Consider the following 20990-nt stretch of genomic DNA (forward strand, 5'->3'; position numbering starts at 1 on the left):
AGGGTTTCAGGATTGCAGGTAAGATGCTGAAATTATGATAATTGCGCCTCGGTCTGCTTCCTAGGTAGTCATTGCTATTCCACATCAGCCGCCGCGGCTGCTCGGCCTATACGGTGCTGCTTGGCATATTCCGATGGGGTAAGACTATAGATTTTCTGGAAAGCCTTGCGGAAGTACTTGGCATCTTCGATACCTACTTCAAAGGCTATTTCCGACACGCGCATGGAGGTTTGGGCCAGTAGCTGGGCCGCGCGCTTGAGGCGCACGTCGCGGATAAACTCCACCGCCGTTTGGCCCGTGATGCTCTTGATGCGACGGTAGAACACCGACTGGCTCATGGCCATGGCGCGGGCCAGCACCTGCACACTAAACTCGGCGTCGCCTAGGTGCTGCTCTACCGTATGCATGGCTTGCTCCAAGAACTCGCGGTCGGCGTCGGCTACCACTATCTCGGTGGGTTGCAGTAAGATATGGCGCTGATAGAATTCGTGCAGCTTGCGGCGGTTGCGCAGCAGCGCATCGGCCTTGGCGTGCAGTAGGGTGGGGTTGAAGGGCTTGCTTACGTAGTCGTCGGCGCCCATCCCTAGGCCCTCTAGCTCGTGGGTTTCGGCAGTGCGGGCCGTGAGCAGCAGCACCGGAATGTGGCTGGTTTTGGGGTGTTGCTTGAGGCGCTGACACAGCTCTAGGCCATCGGAGCGCGGCATCATCACATCCGAAATAATGAGGTCGGGTAGTTGGGCCAAGGCTTTTTCCCAGCCTACCAAGCCATCCTCAGCGGTTAGCACGGTGTAGTCGGCCTCAAAAAGCTGCGTGAGGTACTGGCGCACTTCGTCGTTGTCTTCTACCACTAGCAAGCGCGGCGGGCCAGTCGGTGCAGTCGTTAGGGGCAAGGCCGCAAACTCATCCTCAAGAGGTGGCTCGCTTTCGCTGGCACTCATGCCGGGGCTAGGTTCTTCTGCCTGAATGTCTTCGGGCTGCAGGTGCTGCTGGCCAAAGGGCAGGCGCAGCTCGAAGGTGGTGCCGACGCCTTGCAGGCTGGCCACCGTGAGCTGCCCGCCGTGGCGCTGGGCAAACTGCCGGGCCAGCGACAGCCCGATGCCCGTGCCGCCCATGCGCAGCGTGTCGGTATGCGAAGCCTGATAGTAAGGGTCAAAAATGCGGTCTAGCTCGTGCGGGCTAATGCCTACGCCCGTATCCGAAACCGTGATTTTAAGGTAATTAGTAGTTAGCTGCTCGTTGGAGTATACTGCTGGGCTGCTGGCGCAGCCCACGGCCGTGGCCGTCAGCTCGACGCGGCCTCTGTCGCGGGTGTACTTAAAGGCGTTGGCGAGCAGGTTGGTCAGCACGATTTCCAGCTTGCCGCGGTCGAAGTACAGGCGCACTGGCTCGGCCGGCACGTCGAGCAGGTACGTGATGCCCCGCTCCTGAGCCTTGTGCTGAAAACTACCGTATTGCTCACCTAGGAAGCTGACGGCGTCGCCGTAGGTGGCACGCAGGGGCACGTTGCCAGTTTCGACCTTGCGGAAATCGAGCAGCTGGTTTACTAGCTCCAGCAGCTTGCGAGCCTGCCGGTGCATCAGCTCTACTTTGCTGGCTAGGTTGGCCACGGGGCCAGGGCTGCGCATTATTTCGTCCATCGGCCCCAGAATGAGGGTGAGTGGCGTGCGCAGCTCGTGGCTGATATTAGTGAAAAAGCCCAGCTTGAGATTCGTCAGCTCTTTCTCCTTCTCGGTCTGAAACTGCTCCAGAACAAGCTTGCTTTTCAGCTCTTGCTGCGACATTTCGAAGCGCCGATAGAGCATGATGCTGCCGCCTAGGGCCAGGGCGTAGAGGAGATAGGCCCAGCCTGTTTTGTACCACGGCGCCAGCACCTCAAACTGCATAGTAGCGGGCTGGGCGCTCCAGCCGCCTTCGCCGTTACTGGCTTTCACGCGCAGGGTGTAGTGGCCGGGCGGCAGGTTGGCAAAGCTGGCGGTGCGCTGGCCGGGCGCCGGGTGCACCCAGTTTTGATTGTAGCCGTCGAGCTGATACGCGTAGCGGTTTTTCTGCGGGTTGGCGTAGTTGAGGCCCACGAACTCTACCGAAAAGTCGTTTTCGCTAGGCTTTATCGTCACGGTTTGGGGCACCGATAGTGGCTGGGCCAGCAGCACGCGGCCGCCAAAGGGCTGCCCCACAGCCACCGGCTGGTTGGCAATGCGCAGGCCCGTGAGCTGCACCACCGGCGCGTAGGGGTTAGGCTGAATGGCCGACGGCTGGAAGTAGCTGATACCATTGATGCCACCGAAGTACAGGGTGCCATCGGCACCGCGCGCAGCGGCCCCTATCTTAAAGGCATTGCTTTGCAGGCCATCGGCCACGTCGTAGCGCACGTACTGGCGGGTGCGCGGCGTGAAGCGATAGAGGCCCGTGCCGCCCACCCACAGGTTGCCCGCATCGTCGGTGAGCAGGCTCTCCACGTCGCTTTCGGGCAGCCAGCGCTGGTAGCTGCGTACCGTGTCGTGGCCTTGGGCATCGGTGGCCAGCTGGTGCAGCCCACCCCCGATGGTGCCTATCCAGAGCGTGCCCTGGCGGTCGAGCACCAGCGGCCACACGTAGTTGACGCGCAAGCCGCCCGCCGCGCCGGGCACGTAGCTGAATTGCCGGAGCAGGCGCACCGAGTCAGGCGTGACTTGCAGCTTAAGCAGGCCCGCATCGGTAGTGCTGGCCCAGAGCACGTTGCGGCGCGGGTCTAGCAGCAAGAAGGTGAAATTGCTGCTCGGCAGCCCTGCGCCGGCTTGGTAGCGGCGCAGCAACTGCCCGTCAGCACTGAAGCGCAGCAGGCCCTGGTTGAAGGTAGCCACCCACAGTGTGCCGTAGGCGTCCTCTACAATGCGCTCGATGCTGGCATTGCGCAAGCGCTGCCCGCCCGGTAGCTCGTCGATGGTCGTAAGCTCCTCGCGACCCTGGTGGCGGGTGAGGCGCACCAGCCCGCGGCCCCGGGTGCCAAACCACAGCGTGCCAGTGCGCGCCTGGCAAATGGCCGATACATCGATGCCGCGCGTCACGCCGGCTTCGTTCTGGTTTAGGTAGTTGCGATAGGTTTGGCGAGCTAGGTCATAGGCGGCCACGCCATTGCGCGAGCCTAGCCAGAGCGTGTTGGCGGCTTCCTCCTTATAAACAGCGTTGATGTAGTTGTTAGGCAGCGTGGCTTGGCCCATCAGCTGGCGCCGCAGCCGCCCAAAAGGCTTTTGGCGCAGGTCTACCCGATTGAGACCACCTGCCGAAGCGCACAGCCACATCACCTGGGTGCGGTCTTCAAAAAGCTGGTGCACCCGCTCCGAGTTGATGCTCTGCGACTCGCCATCGGTGGGTAGCAGCAAGGTAGGCGCCCCGGCGCGCAGGGGTGGCGCGGTGCCCGTGGCAGTGCCGGCCTCCCATACATAAAGCCCGTAGATGGTGCCCACCCACAGCCGGCCAAACGAGTCGAGCAGCAGCGACTGCAAGGTGGGGTAGCTGAGCGGCTGCGGGTGCGCCGTGAGTTGGCGCACAGCCCGGCGGTTAGCCGCGCTCACCCACAGCACCTGCTGGTCGAGGCCTATCCAGAGGTCGCCGCGGCGGTCGAGGTGCAGCGCCCGCACCAGCCCGGTCACGTCAGTGGGTTCGGCCACTAGGGTAGCGGCATCCGTCTGCACTAGGCACAGCCCCCGGTTGTAGGTGCCCATCCATAGGTTGCCTTCCGCATCAGCGGCTAGGCTACTCACCGAGTAAGGCGCGGTGGGCTGGCCGGCCGCGGGCTGCACCTGGCGCAAACTTGCCAGCTGGCCCTGGGTGGTGAATGTCAATTTTAACAAGCCATCGCGCAGGGTACCAATCCACAAATGGCCCTGCGGGTCAGACGCTAGCGCGGTAATGCTGCTAGTAGCCAACTGCTGTAAAAGGGGCTGGCCCGCCGGCGCAATGGCCAGGCTGGCCAGCGGCATAAGCTGGTCGGTGGCAGTGTCGTAGAAGTTGAGCCCAGCCCGCTCGGTACCCACCCACAGGCGGCCACCACTATCGGTATGAAGCACCGCGATGCGATTGCCCGCAATGCCTTTGCGGGTGATGGGCAGGGTGTACTGCTTGAGAGTGTAGCCATCGTAGCGGTCGAGGCCACGATTAGTGCCCACCCAGATAAAGCCCGCTTTGTCTTGTGCCACGGCCATGGCATCGCTGTGCGACAGCCCCTGGTCAACGGTGAGGTGCTCGAAGCGAAACTCGCGCGGGGCCGTGTCCTGCGCCCAGGCAGGGCAGACCAGCAGCGCCAGCAGGGTTGCTAGGCAGCAAAGCAGCCGGGAAGGAATAACTAGCATCGGCAAGGGTGGGAGAAGAAGGACAGATAGCCGCGCCGCTACCCAGCTGAATAGGTGCACACTAGACTAATCTGGGGCGATGCGCCAACGGTGGCTCTGCAAGGTAGCAAGCCGGCTTGGGTTGGCGAAATGCGGCCCGCGCCCACCTAGGGCCGCTGGCCGGTCATTTTCCCCCAGCTGTTCGGCGAAAACCTCCCCCTAGGTGGGGTAGGGGCGCCGCTACTTTTGTTGCCCTAGGCTGTCCTCCACGCAGTCATCGCTTGTCGCTCGCTTTCCCACCCCATCATGAAAAAGAATAGCTTGCTTGTTGTGCTGCTGGCGCTAGCCAGCACGGCCCAAGCCCAGCGCACGGCCTTTCTGCCCGGCCAGCCCTGGCCCGACAACAAAGGCACCCACCTCAACGCCCACGGTGCTGGTGCGCTCTATGACCAGGGCCGCTACTACCTGTTTGGCGAGCACAAAATAGCCGGCCCGAAGGGCAACAGTGCCCAAGTGGGCGTGCATTGCTACTCCTCCAAAGACCTGTACAACTGGCAGGATGAGGGTATTGCCTTCGCGGTGGCGCCCGAGGGCTCAGGCTCAGAAGTGGAGAAAGGCTGCGTGCTAGAGCGCCCCAAGGTGGTGTTCAATAAGAAGACCCGGCAGTACGTAATGTGGTTTCACCTCGAGCTGAAGGGCCAAGGCTACGCCGCAGCCCGCACCGCCGTGGCCGTGAGCAACAAGCCCACCGGGCCCTACAAGTATGTGCGCTCGTACCGGCCCGGCGCCGGCCAGTGGCCCCTAGGGTACAAGGAAGAGTGGAAGCAGCCCGCCCCCGGTGAGGCCAGCCTGAAATGGTGGACGCCCGAGTGGCGCACGGCCGTAACGCAAGGCTTGTTTGTGCGGCGTGACTTCACGCCCGGCCAAATGGCTCGCGACATGACCATTTTCGTCGACGACGATGGCAAGGCCTATAATATTCACTCGTCGGAGGAAAACCTGACCTTGCACGTGGCCGAGCTCACCGACGACTATCAGGGCTTTACGGGCAAGTGGAACACAATTGCGCCGGCTGGGCACAACGAGGCGCCCGCCATCTGCAAGCGCGGCGGCAAGTACTACCTCCTCACGTCGGGCTGCACAGGCTGGGCCCCCAATGCGGCACGCTCGTTCGTGGCCTCGTCTATCTGGGGCCCGTGGCAGCAGCTCGATAACCCCGCCACCGGCCCCGACGCCGACTCGACCTACCACTCCCAGAGCACTTACCTGCTGCCGGTGGCAGGTAAGAAAGACGCCTTCATCTTTATGGCCGACCGCTGGACCCCCAAGAACCCCATCGACGGCGGCTACATCTGGCTGCCGCTCCGCTTCGAAGGCGACCAGCCCCGCCTGCGCTGGGCCGACCGCTGGGCTCTCAGCGCCTTTGACCAGCCCCAGCCCAAAGCTGTGGTTGCTCCCTAGGGCAAGGCTACTCTATGAGCACATACTCCTCCGATTCAGAATAGTATTGCCATAAGTGGCGCTGGTAAGTGCGGCGCAGGAAAGCTCGTGCGTGAATTAGTCCCGCTTCTTTACTGAAAATACCCCTCTTTCTGGCCGGCGATTACCAATACTTTTGGACAGTCGAACTACTGCTTAGGCTAGCCTTTTAGGCGCGCTAGGCATGTTGGCCCTTTGAGCGCGGCGGCTCCTACCTAGGCGAGCCGTTCGCACTGGTGCACTGCAATTTCTATCTCCCACCCTGGCCGCCTTCGCGACCATTTATTTCACTCTATGCAGGCAAAGTCTATTCTCCTGTGCGGAGCCTTGCTACCTCTGACGGTGGCTGCCGCTCCGCTTTCAAGGGCAGCCGGCTCCGATTGGGGGCTGCGCTCCGCGACCCAGCCGCTGGCTGATATCACCATCACGGGCACGGTGCTCGACGAAAAAGGCGATGGTATGCCCGGGGCCACCGTGGTGCTAAAGGGCACCACCGTCGGGGCAAACACCGATGCCAATGGCAAGTTTTCGCTTCGCATTCCCGACGGCACGGTCTCGCCTACGCTCGTTATCTCGTCGGTGGGCTACGTCAAGCAAGAGCTGGCTGTGGGCGACCGCACCACGTTTTCCATCAAGCTGGCTCCCAATACTCAGGACCTTAATGAGGTGGTAGTGGTGGGCTACGGCGCGCAGAAGCGCTCCGACATCACGGGCTCGGTAGTGTCGGTGCCCCAGGACCGCTTAGAAAAAATTCCGGTGTCGAACGTGGCCCAGGCGCTGCAAGGCGCGGTAGCGGGCGTCAACATCACTAATACGTCAAGCGTGCCGGGCAGCCAGCCCAATATTCAAATCCGGGGCGTGCGCTCGATTACGGCCAGCACCAACCCCTACCTGATTGTGGACGGGGTACCATTTCCGGGCAACCTCAACGACATCAATCCCAACGACATCGGCTCGATTGAGATTCTGAAGGATGCCAGCTCGACGGCCATCTATGGCACGCGCGGCTCCAACGGGGTAATCTTGGTGACGACCAAGCGCGGCAAAACCGGCAAGCCGCAGATTCGCTACAACGGCTATGCCGGGCCCGAGTACATGGTGCAAAAGCTGCACCCGCTCGACGGGCCAGCGTTCTCGGCCAAATGGCAGGAGTTTACTCGGCAGCGCGGCATCAACCTCACGCCCGTACCTAACACCGGCGAGCTGGACAACTACAACAACGGCCGCACGGTGGACTGGATGGACTTGATTAAGCAGCAAGGCTTTATTCAAGACCACAACGCCTCTATTTCGGGTGGCACCGACAATGTGAAGTACTTTGTGTCGGGCGATTACTTCAAGCAAAAGGGCATTATCAAGGGCTACCAGTTTCAGCGCATCAGCCTGCGTTCGAACATCGACGCGACCCTTACGCCCTGGCTGCGGGTGGGCACGTCGGCGTTCTATTCCACTTCCAACGACGACGGTGGGCGCGCCGACCTTAGCCTAGCCCAGGTACTGAGCCCCTACGGCTCGGTGTACAACGCCGACGGCACCTACACCATTTACCCGCAGCCCCCCGAGCAGCTGGTGAAAAATGCCCTGTTGGGCCTGACCACCCAGCGCCTCGACCGCATCAACCAGCTCACTGGCACCGGCTACGCCGAGGTGGAGCCAACCTTCTTGAGCGGCCTCAAGTACCGCCTGAACGCGACCTACTCGAACCGGCCCGGCCGGTACGCTAGCTACACTGGCCGCGCGTTTGGTGACTTGCGCGGCACGGCCCAGCTCATCAACGATGAGCGCCAGAACTACACGATAGAAAACCTGCTGTTCTACAACAAGGATATCGACAAGCATCACTTCGATATCACGGCCCTGTACAGCGCTCAGCAAAACAGCTACTTCACGACCACGGAGAATGCGTTTGGGTTTATCAACGACCAGATTGCTTTTAATAGCCTAGGGGCGGGCAGCATCACGCCCACGCTCAGCTCGTATAGCGAGCGCCGGGCGCTGGTGTCGCAAATGGCACGGGTCAACTACAACTACGATAGCCGCTACCTGTTCACGGCCACGGCCCGGCGCGACGGCTCGTCGGTGTTCGGCGTCAATGCCAGCAAGTACGCTACGTTCCCCTCCGTAGCCGTGGGCTGGAACGTCGGCAACGAGGCATTCTTGAAAAATAATGCAGCGGTGAGCGTGCTCAAGCTACGCTTTTCGTATGGCACCACCGGCAACGAGGGCATCAACCCCTACGGCACTATCACGGGCAGCGCCCTGCTGCAATATGCCTACGGCGGCGTGACGGCCGTGGGCCTGCGGGCCAACAATATCGGCAACAGCAACCTGAAGTGGGAGCAAACCACGAGCGCCAACTACGCCGTTGATTTTGGCTTCCTCAAAAACCGCATCACGGGTACGGTAGAGTACTACGATGCTAAAACCAGCGACTTGCTGCTGAATCGCCAGATTCCGATTGTGAGCGGCTACGGTACGATTCTGGACAATATTGGCTCGGTGAGCAATAAGGGTCTCGAGGTAAGCCTGACCACCGCCAACGTGCAGCTGCCGAATTTCACTTGGGAGACTACCCTCAACTTTTCGGGCAATCGCAACCGGCTGCTGGAGCTAGGCTACACCTCAACCGATGACATTGGCAACCGCCTCTTCTTGAACCGGCCGCTGGGCGCTGTATACGACTACGTGAAAACCGGCGTGTGGCAGGTAGGCGAAGACGCCAGCAGCCTCGACCCCGGCGCCAAGCCCGGCGACCTGAAGTTTGCCGACCTCAACGGCGACGGCAAAATCACGACCCTCGACCGCCAGTACCTAGGCTCGTCGCTGCCCAGTTGGCAGGGCGGCATCACCAACACCTTTACGTATAAGGGGTTGAGCTTGCGCGTGTTCATCCAAACGGCGCAGGGCGTGCTCAAGAGCAACAACAACCTGAATTTCGTGGACCTAGGTGGCCGCTTCAATACCCCGGAGGAAGTAGGCTACTGGACCGCCGCCAACCAAAGCCAGGACCGCCCTAGCCTGAGCTACATCAACCCGCGCGGCTACGGCTACCCCAGCAATGCCAGCTACACCCGCCTCAAGGACGTAACGCTCAACTACACCTTCCCGGCCGCCCTCCTCGACAGGCTCAAGCTCGGCACGCTGTCGGTGTACGTGAGTGCGCGTAACCTCTACACCTGGACCAAGTGGGTAGGCTGGGACCCCGAGCAGAACTATACTCTCGGCAACGGCTCGGGCAACATCGACAACCCGATTAGCCTGCTCAGCTCCTCCACAAGCTTCAGCCCGACTACTAGCGTCAACAGCTCGACGGCCGGCTCCAACCCCAACTTCCCGCAGGTGCGCACCTTCGTGTTTGGCCTCAACCTAGGCTTGCGCTAATCCTTCTCCCACCCGATTTATCTCTTTGCTATATGAAACGCTACGCGTTAGGATTGATAACGCTGCTGGGCACTGCCCAGCTCGTTAGCTCTTGCAAGAAAGATTACTTGGCCGAAACGCCCCCGTCGCTCTACACGCCCCAAACCGTGCTGGTAGACTCGCTGGGCTTTGAGGCCGCGATGGCTGGCTTGCAGAGTGTGGTGCGCGAGCAGTACACCCGCTCCGACGAGCAGGGCCTGCTCGGCATGATGCAGGAAGGCACCGATGTGGCCATTCCGGGCCAAGTGCAGGGCGCCGAAATACCTTATTACAACTATAGCCTGCTCAATGCGCAAGACCAGGCGGCTAGCGTGATGTGGAGCTGGGCCTACCGCACCATCAACAACTGCAACCAGATTATTGCGGGGGCGGCGACGGCCCCGGCCACATTGCGGCAGGGCTACAAAAACCGCATTAGCGCCGAGGCTCGCTTCTACCGCGCCTACGCCTACGATTTTTTGGCTACGCTCTGGGGCGATGTGCCGCTGGTAGATTCCCCCGTAACTACGCCGCGCAACGACTTTACGCGGGCCCCAATAGCAACAGTCAACGATTTTATCGTTAATGACTTGAATACGGCTATCCCAAGCTTATTCTTAGCCACTAAAGCCGCTTCTGGGCGCATTACGCAGGGCGCGGCTCAGCAATTGCTTGGGCAGGTGTACTTGCGCATGAACAAGCCTGACTTGGCCCAGGTGCCGCTGCAAGCCCTCATCAACAGTGGGCAATACAAGCTGATTTCGGCGCGCTACGGGGTGCGGTCGACCCAGCCGGGCGACTATTTCGCCGATATGTTTGTGGTCGGCAACCAGCGCCGCAACCAGGGCAACACCGAAGTTATTTGGGGGGTAGAGCAGCAACTGCTCGTGCCCGGTGCTACTACCAGCGCCCAGCAGCGCCGCATGTGGGTACCAGCCTACTACAATATCAAAGGCATGACGCTAGCCGACTCGCTCGGGGGGCGGGGCCTAGGTCGCCTGCGCCTCAGCAACTGGGTAGACTACCGTCTTTATTCGGCGCAGGACATGCGCAACTCGAAATACAACCTCAAGCGTCGTTTTTATTACAACGATGCCTCCATGCCGGCCACGTTTGGCAAGCGCGTGACAGGCCTGGCTGGGTCAGATACCATCTATAATATCACGCCCTACACCACGAAGTGGAACCAGTTTGACCCCACTGATACCTTTGGCTTTGGCACCATCAAGGATATTACCATGATGCGCTTAGGCGAAACCTACCTGCTGCTGGCTGAGGCCCAAGTGCAGCAAGGCAACACAGCCGGGGCCGCCGCCAGCATCAACGTGCTGCGCACCCGGGCGCAGGCGCCGCAGGTAACGGCTGGTGAAATGACGCTCAACTTCATCCTTGACGAGCGCGCTCGCGAGTTGATAGGTGAGGAGCAGCGTCGCATTACGCTGGTACGCACCGGCACGCTTCTAGAGCGCACCCTGCGCCTCAACGGCGCCTCGGTGACTGGCCTGACTAAGGAGAAAGCGCTGCTGCCCATTCCGCAATCAACAATTGACCTAAACGTAGGGGCTACCCTAACGCAAAACCCCGGATACTAGCTGGTGGGCTAGTATCCGGTCGAGCCGGGGCTGCCTTGTGGAGAGGGCGGGCTCCGGCTCATTTTGTGTATGCCTTGTTACCGAACCGCTTATGAAAGTATTGTTGCTAGGGAGTGCCCTAGCTGTTCTGCCCGCGAGCCTCGCCCTAGGGCAAGCCGCCCCGCCGCCCGCCTACTTCGACACGCACGTGTCGCCGCCCGCCACCAAGCTGCCGCCTTTCGAGGTCAAAAACCCCGATAAGCAACTGAGCCCCTACACCGGCCTCACGCGCCGGCACTGGCAAGATGCCGCCCGCTACCTGCTGAGCGGGGCCTTCAGCTACGTGCGGACCCTAGACGACCCCATGCAGTTTGTGAAGCAGCCGGGCAAGAGCTACCCGCGCTCGGCCAGCCAGGTACCCACCGAAAAGCTGGAAGGCCTGTGCCGCACGCTGTTTATGGCCGCGCCGCTGCTCAAAGAAGACCCCAGCCTGACGCTAAACGGCGTGAAGGTGGGCGACTACTACCGCCACCAGCTGGCGCTGCTCGTAGACCCGGCCAGCCCCAGCTACATCGCGCCACGCGCTAAGGATGGCGGCCCCAGCCAAAACCTGGTCGAGTTTGGTGGGCTGAGCGTGGCCTTGTTTGCCGCCCCCGAAATCTTGTGGGACCCGCTTCCCGCGGCCACCAAAAAGGCCCTGGCCGCCACCATGCTTAGCTATGGCGACGGGCCTACGGTGCCCCAAAACTGGCGCTACTTCAACATCTTCATCCTTAGCTTTTATAAGAGTCGGGGCTACCAGGTGAATGAGAGGCTGCTGGAAGAATACCTGCAAAAGCAGCTGACCCACTACAAAGGCGAGGGCTGGTACAACGACGACCCGAGCTTCGACTACTACAGCATGTGGGCCTTCCAGATGTATGGCCGGCTCTGGAGCGAGTACTACGGGCGCCAGCACTACCCGCAGGTGGCCGCGCAGCTCACCGAGAATTTTGCGCCGCTCAAGAACACCTACCCTTACCAATTTGGGCGCGATGGCTCGATGATAATGTGGGGCCGCAGCATCACGTACCGCTTTGCGGCAGTGGTGCCGTTTCCGCTCATGGGTTTGCAGCCCGAGGCGGGCACCAACTTCGGCTGGATGCGGCGCATTGCTTCGGGGGCCATGCTCCAGTTCTTGCAACACCCCGATTTCTTGCAGGATAATATTCCGACCCTAGGGTACTATGGAGCCTTTGAGCCGGCCGTGCAGCCCTATAGCTGCCGGGGCAGCGTATTCTGGATGGCAAAGGCTTTTCTGGGGCTGCTGGTGCCGGCCGATAGTCCGTTCTGGACCGCTACCGAAAACGAAGGACCGTGGGCCAGCGAGTTCAAGCCCGGAACAGTAGTCAACAAATTTGAGGCGGGGCCTAATATCCTCGTGACCGACTACCCCGACCTAGGCGCGGCCGAAATTCGCACCGCCCCTCACCAGCCGGCCAGCGACCCCTACCGCGGCGACGAAAACTACAACCGCCTGAGCTACAACAGCGCCTTTCCGTGGCAGGCCGACGGGTCCCGCGGCGAAGTAGCTATGAACTACGTCTTCAAAAACAAGCAAGACAAGTGGGAGTCGCTGCGCCTCTACACCTTCCGGCGGTACGCCGACGGCGTGTACTACCGCGACGCCGAGCTCGAAACCAACAAGAACATCAAGCTGCACCTAGCCGAAATGCCCCTGCCCAACGGCATCTTGCGGGTAGACCAAAACACTAGCACCGAGGCCACTGCCCTGCGCCTAGGTCACTACGCGCTGCCCAACCTCACAGGCACCATCCGGCGCACTACGCGCAAGGTAAAAGGCCATGAGGTACAGATTATTGACAATGGCACTTACCAGTTGGCCCTGGTGCCCCTAGGTGGCTGGGACCATGTCGAAGCCGTGGAAGCCACTGGCCTGCACCCCACCGCCCCCACCAGCACCGTGCTTAATGCCTTAGGCAATACCGCGCCCGCCGCCCGACCTAAGCTCTACGCTACGCTGCTGCTCTGGAAAAAATCGGGCACTACCTTCGCCGATGCCGAGCTGCTGCCCGTGCGGCAGGTGCGGCCCGCCGCAAACGGCACTGGCGCGACCATAACGATGGCTGATGGCAGCCGCAAAGAATTGAAATACACTGAATAACCAAGTACATGCGCGTAACCTCTGTTTTAATGACGGCCCTGCTGGTTGGCGGGGCAGCCCTCGCTAGCCAGGCCCAGACGACCCTAGGTGACGATACCCTGCACGCCCCGGCACCCGCCCTGCCTGGCCCCAATGCCGACCCGCACATTGCAGCTTTTGGCGACACGTACTACCTGTATCCCACCACCGACGGCATCGAGGGCTGGGGCGCTAAGTCGTTCAGTGCCTGGTCATCGAAGGACCTGAAAACCTGGAAGAACGAGGGCGTCATTCTGGACTTGCCGCGCGACCTTACCTGGGCCAACCGCAATGCCTGGGCCCCGGCAATGGCTACCAAAAACGGCAAGTACTACTTCTACTACACGGCGGCCCAGTGTGTGGGCGTGGCCGTGGCCGATAGCCCCACTGGCCCCTTCAAAGACCCTATAGGCAAGCCGTTGGTGGCTAAGGATGTGTACCGCGGCCAGGCCATCGACCCCATGGTATTCGTCGATGACGATGGCAGCGCCTACCTCTACTGGGGCCAGGGCCAGTGCCACGTGGTGAAGCTGAACGCCGACATGACCAGCTACGACCCCGCCACGGTAGTCGAGTTTAAGCCCGAGGGCTACAATGAGGGTCCGTTTGTGCTCAAGCGCCAGGGCAAGTACTACCTCATGTGGAGCGAGTATGACACCCGCGACCCGCGCTACTCGGTGGCCTACGCCATCTCTAGCTCGCCAATGGGGCCTTGGGTGAAAGCCGGCGGCCCGCCCGTGCTGCACGGCCGCGGCCCGGTGAAGGGCGCCGGCCACCACTCGGTGGTGCAGGTGCCGGGCACCGACCAATGGTTTATTGCCTACCACCGCTTTATTATTCCCGGCGGCGATGGCTTTAATCGCGAAACCTGCGTGTCGCCCATGCGCTTCGACGCGGCTGGCAACATCTTGCCGGTCAATGTATTTGAGAAGGTTAAGGCCACTAAGATTCGCAAGACGGCGGCCAAGCGGCGGTCCTAGGTGCTCTTAGCTAGACGTTGCAGTCCGTAAAGGCCGCGCATCCCAACGCGAACTGCAACGTCTATGCGCCACGCTACTGCCTATCAATACAGCCATCCCAATGAGTATTACCAACAAGCTGGCAAAAGAGGCTATAAAAAGAACAATTATTTCTTTTTTACTCGCAATGCACAAACGATTGTGTAAATTGCTGCCCTTGTCGGGTTAGTAGCTTCCTCAACGGGGCCGCTCTTTCTTCTATATCCCACCCACTTCTTCTATGCATTACGCTTCTCTAAGTCAGCAGGTAAAGCATTTTCTCACTGCGTCTTGCCTCCTAGGTGCCGCGGGCGTGGCCCAAGCCCAGGCCGTGGCCGACTATCCTATCCGGCCGGTGTCGTTTACGCAAGTCAAGCTGACCGACAACTTCTGGTTGCCGCGCCTCAAGACCAATACCGACGTCACTATTCCGGCGTCGTTTCAGCGCTGCGAGGCTACCAATAGGGTCAAGAACTTCGAGATGGCGGCGGCGAAGTCGGGCAAGTTTGCGACGACCTATCCCTTCGACGACACCGATATTTATAAGACCATTGAGGGCGCGTCGTACTCGCTGAGCCTCTACCCCGACGAGCACCTGAAAGAGTACGTCGATGCGCTTATCAAGAAGGTGGCCGCGGCGCAGGAGCCTGATGGCTACCTCTACACGGCCCGCACCATCGACCCCGCCCACCCGCACAGCTGGGCTGGTAAGGAGCGTTGGGAAAAAGAGCGCGAGCTAAGCCACGAGCTCTACAACTCGGGCCACCTCTACGAGGCCGCTGTAGCACACTACCAAGCCACTGGCCAGAAAAACCTGCTCAACATCGCCCTCAAAAATGCCGACCTCGTGTGCTCGGTATTTGGCCCCGGCCGCCGCGCCGTAGCGCCTGGCCACGAAATTGTGGAGATGGGGCTAGTGAAGCTCTACCGCGTGACGGGCCAAGCTAAATACTTGAATACGGCCAAGTTCTTCCTCGACCAGCGTGGGCAGTACAAGGGCTATGACTTCAAGAGCACCGACGAGTGGAAGAACGGCCAGTACTGGCAAGATGACAAGCCCGTAGTGGCCCAGACCGAGGCCGAAGGCCACGCCGTCCGCGCCGAATACCTGTACTCGGCCATGGCCGACGTAGCCGCCCTAACGGGCGACAAGCCACTGCTGGCGGCCGTGGATACCATCTGGAAGAACATGGTAACCAAAAAGATGTACGTGCAGGGCGGCACTGGCGCAGTGGGTGGCGGCGAGCGCTTCGGTGCCAACTACGAGCTGCCCAATGCCACGGCCTACAACGAAACCTGCGCCTCGGTAGCCGACGTGTACTGGCAGCAGCGCATGTTCCAGCTGCACGGCGACGCCAAGTACGCCGACATCATGGAGAAGGTGCTGTATAACGGCCTAATTTCGGGCGTTGGGCTCGATGGCAAGTCGTTCTTCTATACCAATGCGATGCAGATAAAGGGCGGCCTAGGCACGAAGGACACCGAGCCGGCGCGCTCGGGCTGGTTCGACTGCTCGTGCTGCCCCACCAACCTGGCCCGGCTTTTCCCGAGCCTGCCCGGCTACGTGTACGGCCAGCACGACAAAGACTTGTACGTGAACCTCTTCGTGAGCAGTACCGCCAACCTCACGGTGAACAAGAAGCCAGTGCAGCTGGTGCAGCAAAACAACTACCCCTGGGATGGCGGTCTCAAATTCGTAGTTAACCCGGCCGCCAGCACCGACTTCAACCTGCTAGTGCGCGTGCCCGGCTGGGCACGGGGCGAGGCTATGCCTTCTGACCTCTACACCTTCGCCACGCCCACTAAGAGCGAGGTAGTTATCAAGGTAAACGGTAAGCCCACCGCCTACACCTTGCGCAACGGCTATGCCGTGCTGCCGCGCAAGTGGCGCAAGGGCGACGTGGTCGAAATGACCCTGCCCATGGATGTGCGCCGCGTGGTGGCCAACCCCAACGTAAAGGACGACCTAGGGAAAGTGGCTTTGCAGCGCGGCCCGATTATGTATTGCGCCGAGTGGACCGATAACAAGGGCAAAGCCAGCAACCTAGTGGTGCCGCCCACGGCCACTTTCACCGCCGCCTACCGCCCCGAGCTGCTCAATGGCGTGACAACCCTTACGGCCACTGTGCCCGCCGTGCAAGTCGATGCCGCAGCCAGCACCATTCAAACTGTGCCGCAGACCCTCACGGCCATTCCGTACTACGCCTGGGCCAACCGCGGCAAGGGCGAAATGACGGTGTGGTTTCCAGCTCAGATAGTAGATGTGGACCTCGTGACGCGCCCCGCCGAGCTACCCGGCACCGGCAAATAACAGCCACTGCCCGCCGCATTTGCCCAAGCCAAGTGCGGCGGGCAGTATCATTCAGTATCACTCCATTCCCACCCGTTTTGACGTCTATCTTTCCTCGTTTCCTGCCCTTGGCCGCCCTAGGTCTGCTGCTCGCGCCCGCCGCCGCTCACGCCCAACAGTACCAGCCCACCGCTACCGGCCTGCGGGTCAGTACCGATTCGCTCATGGTGGAGGTGCAGTTCTACTCGCCCGAGATAGTGCGCGTGCTCAAGCAGCCCAAGAATGTGGAGGCAGCGAAAAAGAGCCTGGTAGTGACGCAAGCGCCCGCGCCGGGCAAGCTGAAGTACAGCCAGAAAAACGGCCAGGTGACCATCAGCAGCCCCACTACTCAGGTGGTGGTGAATGAGAAAACCGGGCAGGTGAGCTTTCGCACTGCGAAGGGCCAGCCGCTGCTAAGCGAGCAGACCCTAGGGTCGCGTTTTACGCCCAAGAAGGACCTAGGTGCTGCCACCTACCGCGTGCGGCAGGTGTTTCAACTGGCGCCGGGCGAGGCCGTGTACGGCCTGGGCCAGCACCAGGATGGCCACCTCAACTACCGGGGCCAAAAGGTGCTGATGAAGCAAAAGAGCCTCGACATTGCCTTGCCCGTGCTGCACTCGGGCAAGGGCTACGGCGTGCTCTGGGATAACTACTCCACCACTAATTTCAGCGACGCGGCCGCCGGCACGGTCTTCGATTCGGAGATTGGCGACTGTGTCGATTACTACCTGCTCAACGGCCAGGGCACTGCCGATGGCGTGGTGGCCCGCTACCGCCAGCTGACGGGGCAGGCGCCCATGTTTCCGCGCTGGACCCTAGGCTTTTGGCAAAGCAAGGAGCGCTACAAAAGCCAGGATGAAACCGTGGGCGTGGTCGAAAAATACCGCGCCCTGGGCGTGCCACTCGATGGCATTGTGCAGGACTGGCAGTACTGGGGCGAGGACAACGACCTCTGGAACGATATGGCCTTCAACAACCCCAAGTTCCCCAACCCGCAGGCCATGGTAGACCGCGTGCACGCCCTGCACGCCCACCAAATGATTTCCGTTTGGCCTTCGTTTGGCAAGAAAAGCAAGCCCTACCAGGAGCTGGCCAGCAAGGACATGCTCTTCGACTTTATCACGTGGCCGCGCACGCCGCACGTGAAGGTGTACGATGCCTTCGACCCCGCCGCCCGCGACATCTACTGGAAGTACCTGAACCAGGGCATCTTCAAGTTCGGTATGGATGCCTGGTGGATGGACGCCACCGAGCCCGACCAGCTGCAGCCCTTCGACACCGACGACGACAACGAGACCGCCCTAGGTAGCTTCCGCCGCGTGCGCAACGCCTACCCGCTTGTGGCCACCAGCGGCGTGTACGAGCATCAGCGCCAGGCTACTGCCGATAAGCGCGTGTTCATCCTCACGCGCTCGGCCTTTGCCGGGCAGCAGCGCTACGGCACCATGGTTTGGTCGAGCGACGTGGACTCGCGCTGGGACGTGCTGGCCAAGCAAATCCCGGCCGCCCTCAACCTTAGCCTGACTGGCTTTCCGTACTGGAACAGCGACATCGGCGGCTTCTTTCCCAGCGGGCAGTACCCCAAGGGCGTGAAAGACCCGGCCTTCCAGGAGTTGTACACGCGCTGGCAGCAGTTTGCGGCTCTCACGCCCATGATGCGCAGCCACGGCGAGTACACGCCCCGCGAAATCTACCAGTTTGGCGAGCGCGGCACCTGGGCCTTCGACTCGCAAGCCAAGTTTATCGACCTGCGCTACCGCCTCCAGCCCTACCTCTACTCGCTCATGTGGCAGGTGACTAGCCGCGCCGGTACGCCCATGCGCGCCCTGGCAATGGATTTTGCCAACGACCCGAAGGTGAGCGATATGGGCACCGAGTACATGTTCGGCCCGGCCTTTCTGGTGCGCCCCGTTACGGAAGCGCAGTACGTGAACCGGCCCGACAGAAACGTGCCCGTGCCGCCCGACTTCTCCAAAACGAAAGGCGTGGAGGTGTATCTGCCGGCCGGTGCCAGTTGGTTCGATTTCTGGACCGGCAAGCGCCAGCCAGGCGGCCAAACTGTGCAGCGCGAAACGCCCATCGACGTCATGCCGCTCTACGTGCGCGCCGGCTCGGTGCTGCCCCTAGGGCCGCACCAGCAATACACCGGCGAGAAGGCGGATGCCCCGCTCGAAATCCGCGTGTACCCCGGTGCCAACGGCGAGTTCACGCTCTACGAGGATGAAAACGACAACTATAACTACGAAAAAGGCGCCTTTGCCACGATAAAAATGCGCTGGGACGACAAGGCGCGGCAGCTCACCTTCGACAACCGCACCGGCAACTTTCCGGGCATGCAGGCCGCGCGCACCTTCCGCGTGGTGCTGGCCGACGAGCAGCACGGCACCGGCATAGGCGCCGATGATGCGCCCGCCAAAGAAGTAAAATACGCCGGCCAGAAAACGACGGTAAAGCTTTAAGTAAAAGGTGTTACTGAAAGCTGTCTGTCATGCAGAGCGCAGCGAAGCATCTCGCATAGCGCAGTAATCAATAACGTTCGCAAACGTCAGCACGCGAGATGCTTCGCTGCGCTCTGCATGACGACTGTAAGGTGTTGCGCACTTTTTCAATAAGCTTCTATATATCCGCACAAAAAAGTAGAGCTGTCCACTCCCTATCCACTTAATGAAACGTCCCCTTCGCCTACTATTCCTGCTCCTTAGCGCCCTAGGTGCCGTGGCCGCGCCGGCGGTCGCCAAACCCCTAAAAGCCGAGCCGTACAGCGCCTACCTCTTTGCCTACTTCACCGGCAACGACATCAAGGAAGAGGCTATCCGCTTTGCGCTCAGCACCGATGGCTACCACTACCGTGCTCTAAATGGCAACCAGCCGGTCGTTAGCTCGGCCACCATCAGCGAGACGGGCGGCGTGCGCGACCCGCACATCGTGCGCGGGGCCGATGGCAAAACCTTCTACATGGTGGCCACCGACATGGTATCAGCCAAGGGCTGGAGTTCGAACCGCGGCATGGTGCTGCTCAAGTCGAAGGACCTAGTAAACTGGACGCACAGCGCCATCAATTTTCAGAAGCGCTACGCTGGCCAGGAAAACCTCAAGCGCGTGTGGGCGCCGCAAACCATCTACGACCCCCAAGCCAAGAAGTACCTGGTGTACTTCTCGTTGCAACACGGCTCAGAGCCTGATAAAATCTACTACGCCTACGCCAACAAGGACTTTACCGACCTAGAGGGCGAGCCCAAGCAGCTGTTTTTCTCGCCCACCAACGGCTCGTGCATCGACGGCGACATCGTGGCCAAAGACGGCATGTACTACCTGTTTTTCAAGACGGAAGGTAACGGCAACGGCATCAAAATCGCCGTGTCGGATAAGCTGACCAGTGGCTACGTGCTGCGCGACCCCTACGTGCAGCAAACCAAAGACCCCGTGGAGGGCGCCGGCACTTTCAAGCTCAATAACTCGAACGACTACATCCTGATGTACGACCTCTACACCAAGGGCAAGTACCAGTTTACCCGCACCAGCGACCTACAGCATTTCGCGGTAGTAGACAAGGATATCAGCATGGACTTTCACCCGCGGCACGGCACCGTAATGCCGATCACAGCTGCTGAGGCGGCGCGCCTCACCAAGCGCTGGGGCAGTGGCGGCAACCTCGGGCTTGCTCCAACTAAGAAGGCTGATGTGCTGGCGCTCCTCACCAAAGTAAACGACCACTGGCAGGCCACGCACACGCCCCAGGTGCGCTCGTTTTGGGATGAGGCCGCCTACCAGACTGGCAACATGGCGGCCTTTGCCGTGACCAAAAACAAGAAGTACCGCCATTATGCCGAGGACTGGGCCGTGCACAACAAGTGGCAGGGCGCCACCTCGACCGATCGCGACGATTGGAAATACAATTACGGCGAAACGCCTGACCACGTGTTGTTTGGCGACTGGCAGATTTGCTTCCAGACGTACGCCGACCTCTACAAGCTCAAGCGCGAGCCCATCCGCATCGCCCGGGCCCGCGAGGTGATGGAATATGAAATGAGCACTCAGCGCAACGACTACTGGTGGTGGGCCGACGGCCTCTACATGGTGATGCCTGTGATGACCAAGCTCTACAACATCACCAAAAACCCGCAGTACCTCGACAAGCTGCACCAATATTTCGGCTACGCCAACAGCATCATGTACGACGCCGAAACCGGCCTCTACTACCGCGACGCCAAGTACGTGTACCCGCAGCACAAGTCGGCCAACGGCCAGAAGGACTTTTGGGCGCGCGGCGACGGCTGGGTATTCGCTGGCCTGGCCAAAGTGCTGGCCGACCTGCCCGCCACCGACCCGCACCGCGCCGAGTACCTCACCAAATACCTAGGGCTGGCCACCGCCCTTAAAAAGGCCCAGCAGCCCGAGGGCTACTGGACGCGCAGCTTGCTCGACCCCGCCCACGCTCCCGGCCCCGAAACCAGCGGCACCGCTTTTAACACCTACGCCTACTTGTGGGGCATCAACAACGGCGTGCTCGACCGCAACGAGTACCTGCCCACTGCCCAGCGCGGCTGGCAGTACCTCACGGCTACCGCCGTGCAGCCCGATGGCACCGTGGGCTACGTGCAGCCCATTGGCGAGAAGGCCATTCCGGGCCAGGTAGTTGACAAGAACTCGACCTCCAACTTCGGGGTCGGGGCGTTCCTGCTGGCTGCCAGTGAAATGTATCACTTCACCGCTAAAAAATAACGC

At 60.9% G+C, this 20990-nt stretch carries 9 protein-coding genes; 8 read left to right on the top strand and 1 reads right to left on the bottom strand.

The window, feature by feature from the left end:
• Window positions 1-74: 74 nt before the first annotated feature.
• Window positions 75-4328 carry a hybrid sensor histidine kinase/response regulator transcription factor gene (locus FNT36_RS08110; protein WP_144846255.1) on the bottom strand — a complete coding sequence of 1418 codons (4254 nt, stop codon included), beginning with the start codon at window positions 4326-4328 and terminating at the stop codon, window positions 75-77.
• Window positions 4329-4613: 285 nt separating this feature from the next.
• Between FNT36_RS08110 and FNT36_RS08115 the strand changes: the two genes are divergently transcribed.
• The 8 genes from FNT36_RS08115 to FNT36_RS25425 all read left to right on the top strand — a co-directional run bounded on the left by FNT36_RS08115 (window position 4614) and on the right by FNT36_RS25425 (window position 20987).
• Window positions 4614-5768 carry a glycoside hydrolase family 43 protein gene (locus tag FNT36_RS08115; protein ID WP_144846257.1) on the top strand — a complete coding sequence of 385 codons (1155 nt, stop codon included), beginning with the start codon at window positions 4614-4616 and terminating at the stop codon, window positions 5766-5768.
• A 312-nt stretch (window positions 5769-6080) separates the two neighbouring features.
• Complete coding sequence (locus tag FNT36_RS08120; RefSeq protein WP_144846259.1) at window positions 6081-9167, top strand: SusC/RagA family TonB-linked outer membrane protein; 3087 nt, start codon at window positions 6081-6083, stop codon at window positions 9165-9167.
• A gap of 32 nt (window positions 9168-9199) precedes the next feature.
• Window positions 9200-10777 (top strand): RagB/SusD family nutrient uptake outer membrane protein, encoded by a 1578-nt coding sequence (locus FNT36_RS08125; RefSeq protein WP_144846261.1) that lies wholly within the window; start codon window positions 9200-9202, stop codon window positions 10775-10777.
• Window positions 10778-10868: 91 nt separating this feature from the next.
• Window positions 10869-12920: a DUF2264 domain-containing protein gene (locus FNT36_RS08130; protein WP_144846263.1), complete on the top strand. Its 2052-nt coding sequence runs from the start codon at window positions 10869-10871 to the stop codon at window positions 12918-12920.
• An 8-nt stretch (window positions 12921-12928) separates the two neighbouring features.
• A complete protein-coding gene (locus FNT36_RS08135; protein ID WP_144846265.1) occupies window positions 12929-13918 on the top strand; it encodes a family 43 glycosylhydrolase in 990 nt (329 codons plus the stop codon).
• Between the two features lie 259 nt (window positions 13919-14177).
• Window positions 14178-16247, top strand: a complete 2070-nt coding sequence (locus FNT36_RS08140; protein ID WP_144846267.1) for a glycoside hydrolase family 127 protein — start codon at window positions 14178-14180, stop codon at window positions 16245-16247.
• A gap of 77 nt (window positions 16248-16324) precedes the next feature.
• Entirely contained in the window at window positions 16325-18724 is a 2400-nt protein-coding gene (locus FNT36_RS08145) for a glycoside hydrolase family 31 protein (RefSeq protein ID WP_144846269.1), read from the top strand.
• 205 nt (window positions 18725-18929) lie between these two features.
• The gene (locus FNT36_RS25425; protein ID WP_233635776.1) at window positions 18930-20987 is read left to right on the top strand and encodes a glycoside hydrolase family 88 protein; all 2058 of its coding nucleotides are present in this window, start codon (window positions 18930-18932) and stop codon (window positions 20985-20987) included.
• Window positions 20988-20990 lie beyond the last annotated feature (3 nt).

This window comes from Hymenobacter setariae (assembly GCF_007713685.1).
Lineage (GTDB): Bacteria > Bacteroidota > Bacteroidia > Cytophagales > Hymenobacteraceae > Hymenobacter > Hymenobacter setariae.

Bases quoted from the DNA above. Each gene is read 5' to 3' on its own strand.
- FNT36_RS08135 (WP_144846265.1), top strand. From the start codon at position 12,929: ATGCGCGTAACCTCTGTTTTAATGACGGCCCTGCTGGTTGGCGGGGCA.
- FNT36_RS08115 (WP_144846257.1), top strand. From the start codon at position 4,614: ATGAAAAAGAATAGCTTGCTTGTTGTGCTGCTGGCGCTAGCCAGCACG.
- FNT36_RS08125 (WP_144846261.1), top strand. From the start codon at position 9,200: ATGAAACGCTACGCGTTAGGATTGATAACGCTGCTGGGCACTGCCCAG.
- FNT36_RS08140 (WP_144846267.1), top strand. From the start codon at position 14,178: ATGCATTACGCTTCTCTAAGTCAGCAGGTAAAGCATTTTCTCACTGCG.
- FNT36_RS25425 (WP_233635776.1), top strand. From the start codon at position 18,930: ATGAAACGTCCCCTTCGCCTACTATTCCTGCTCCTTAGCGCCCTAGGT.
- FNT36_RS08130 (WP_144846263.1), top strand. From the start codon at position 10,869: ATGAAAGTATTGTTGCTAGGGAGTGCCCTAGCTGTTCTGCCCGCGAGC.
- FNT36_RS08120 (WP_144846259.1), top strand. From the start codon at position 6,081: ATGCAGGCAAAGTCTATTCTCCTGTGCGGAGCCTTGCTACCTCTGACG.
- FNT36_RS08110 (WP_144846255.1), bottom strand. From the start codon at position 4,328: ATGCTAGTTATTCCTTCCCGGCTGCTTTGCTGCCTAGCAACCCTGCTG.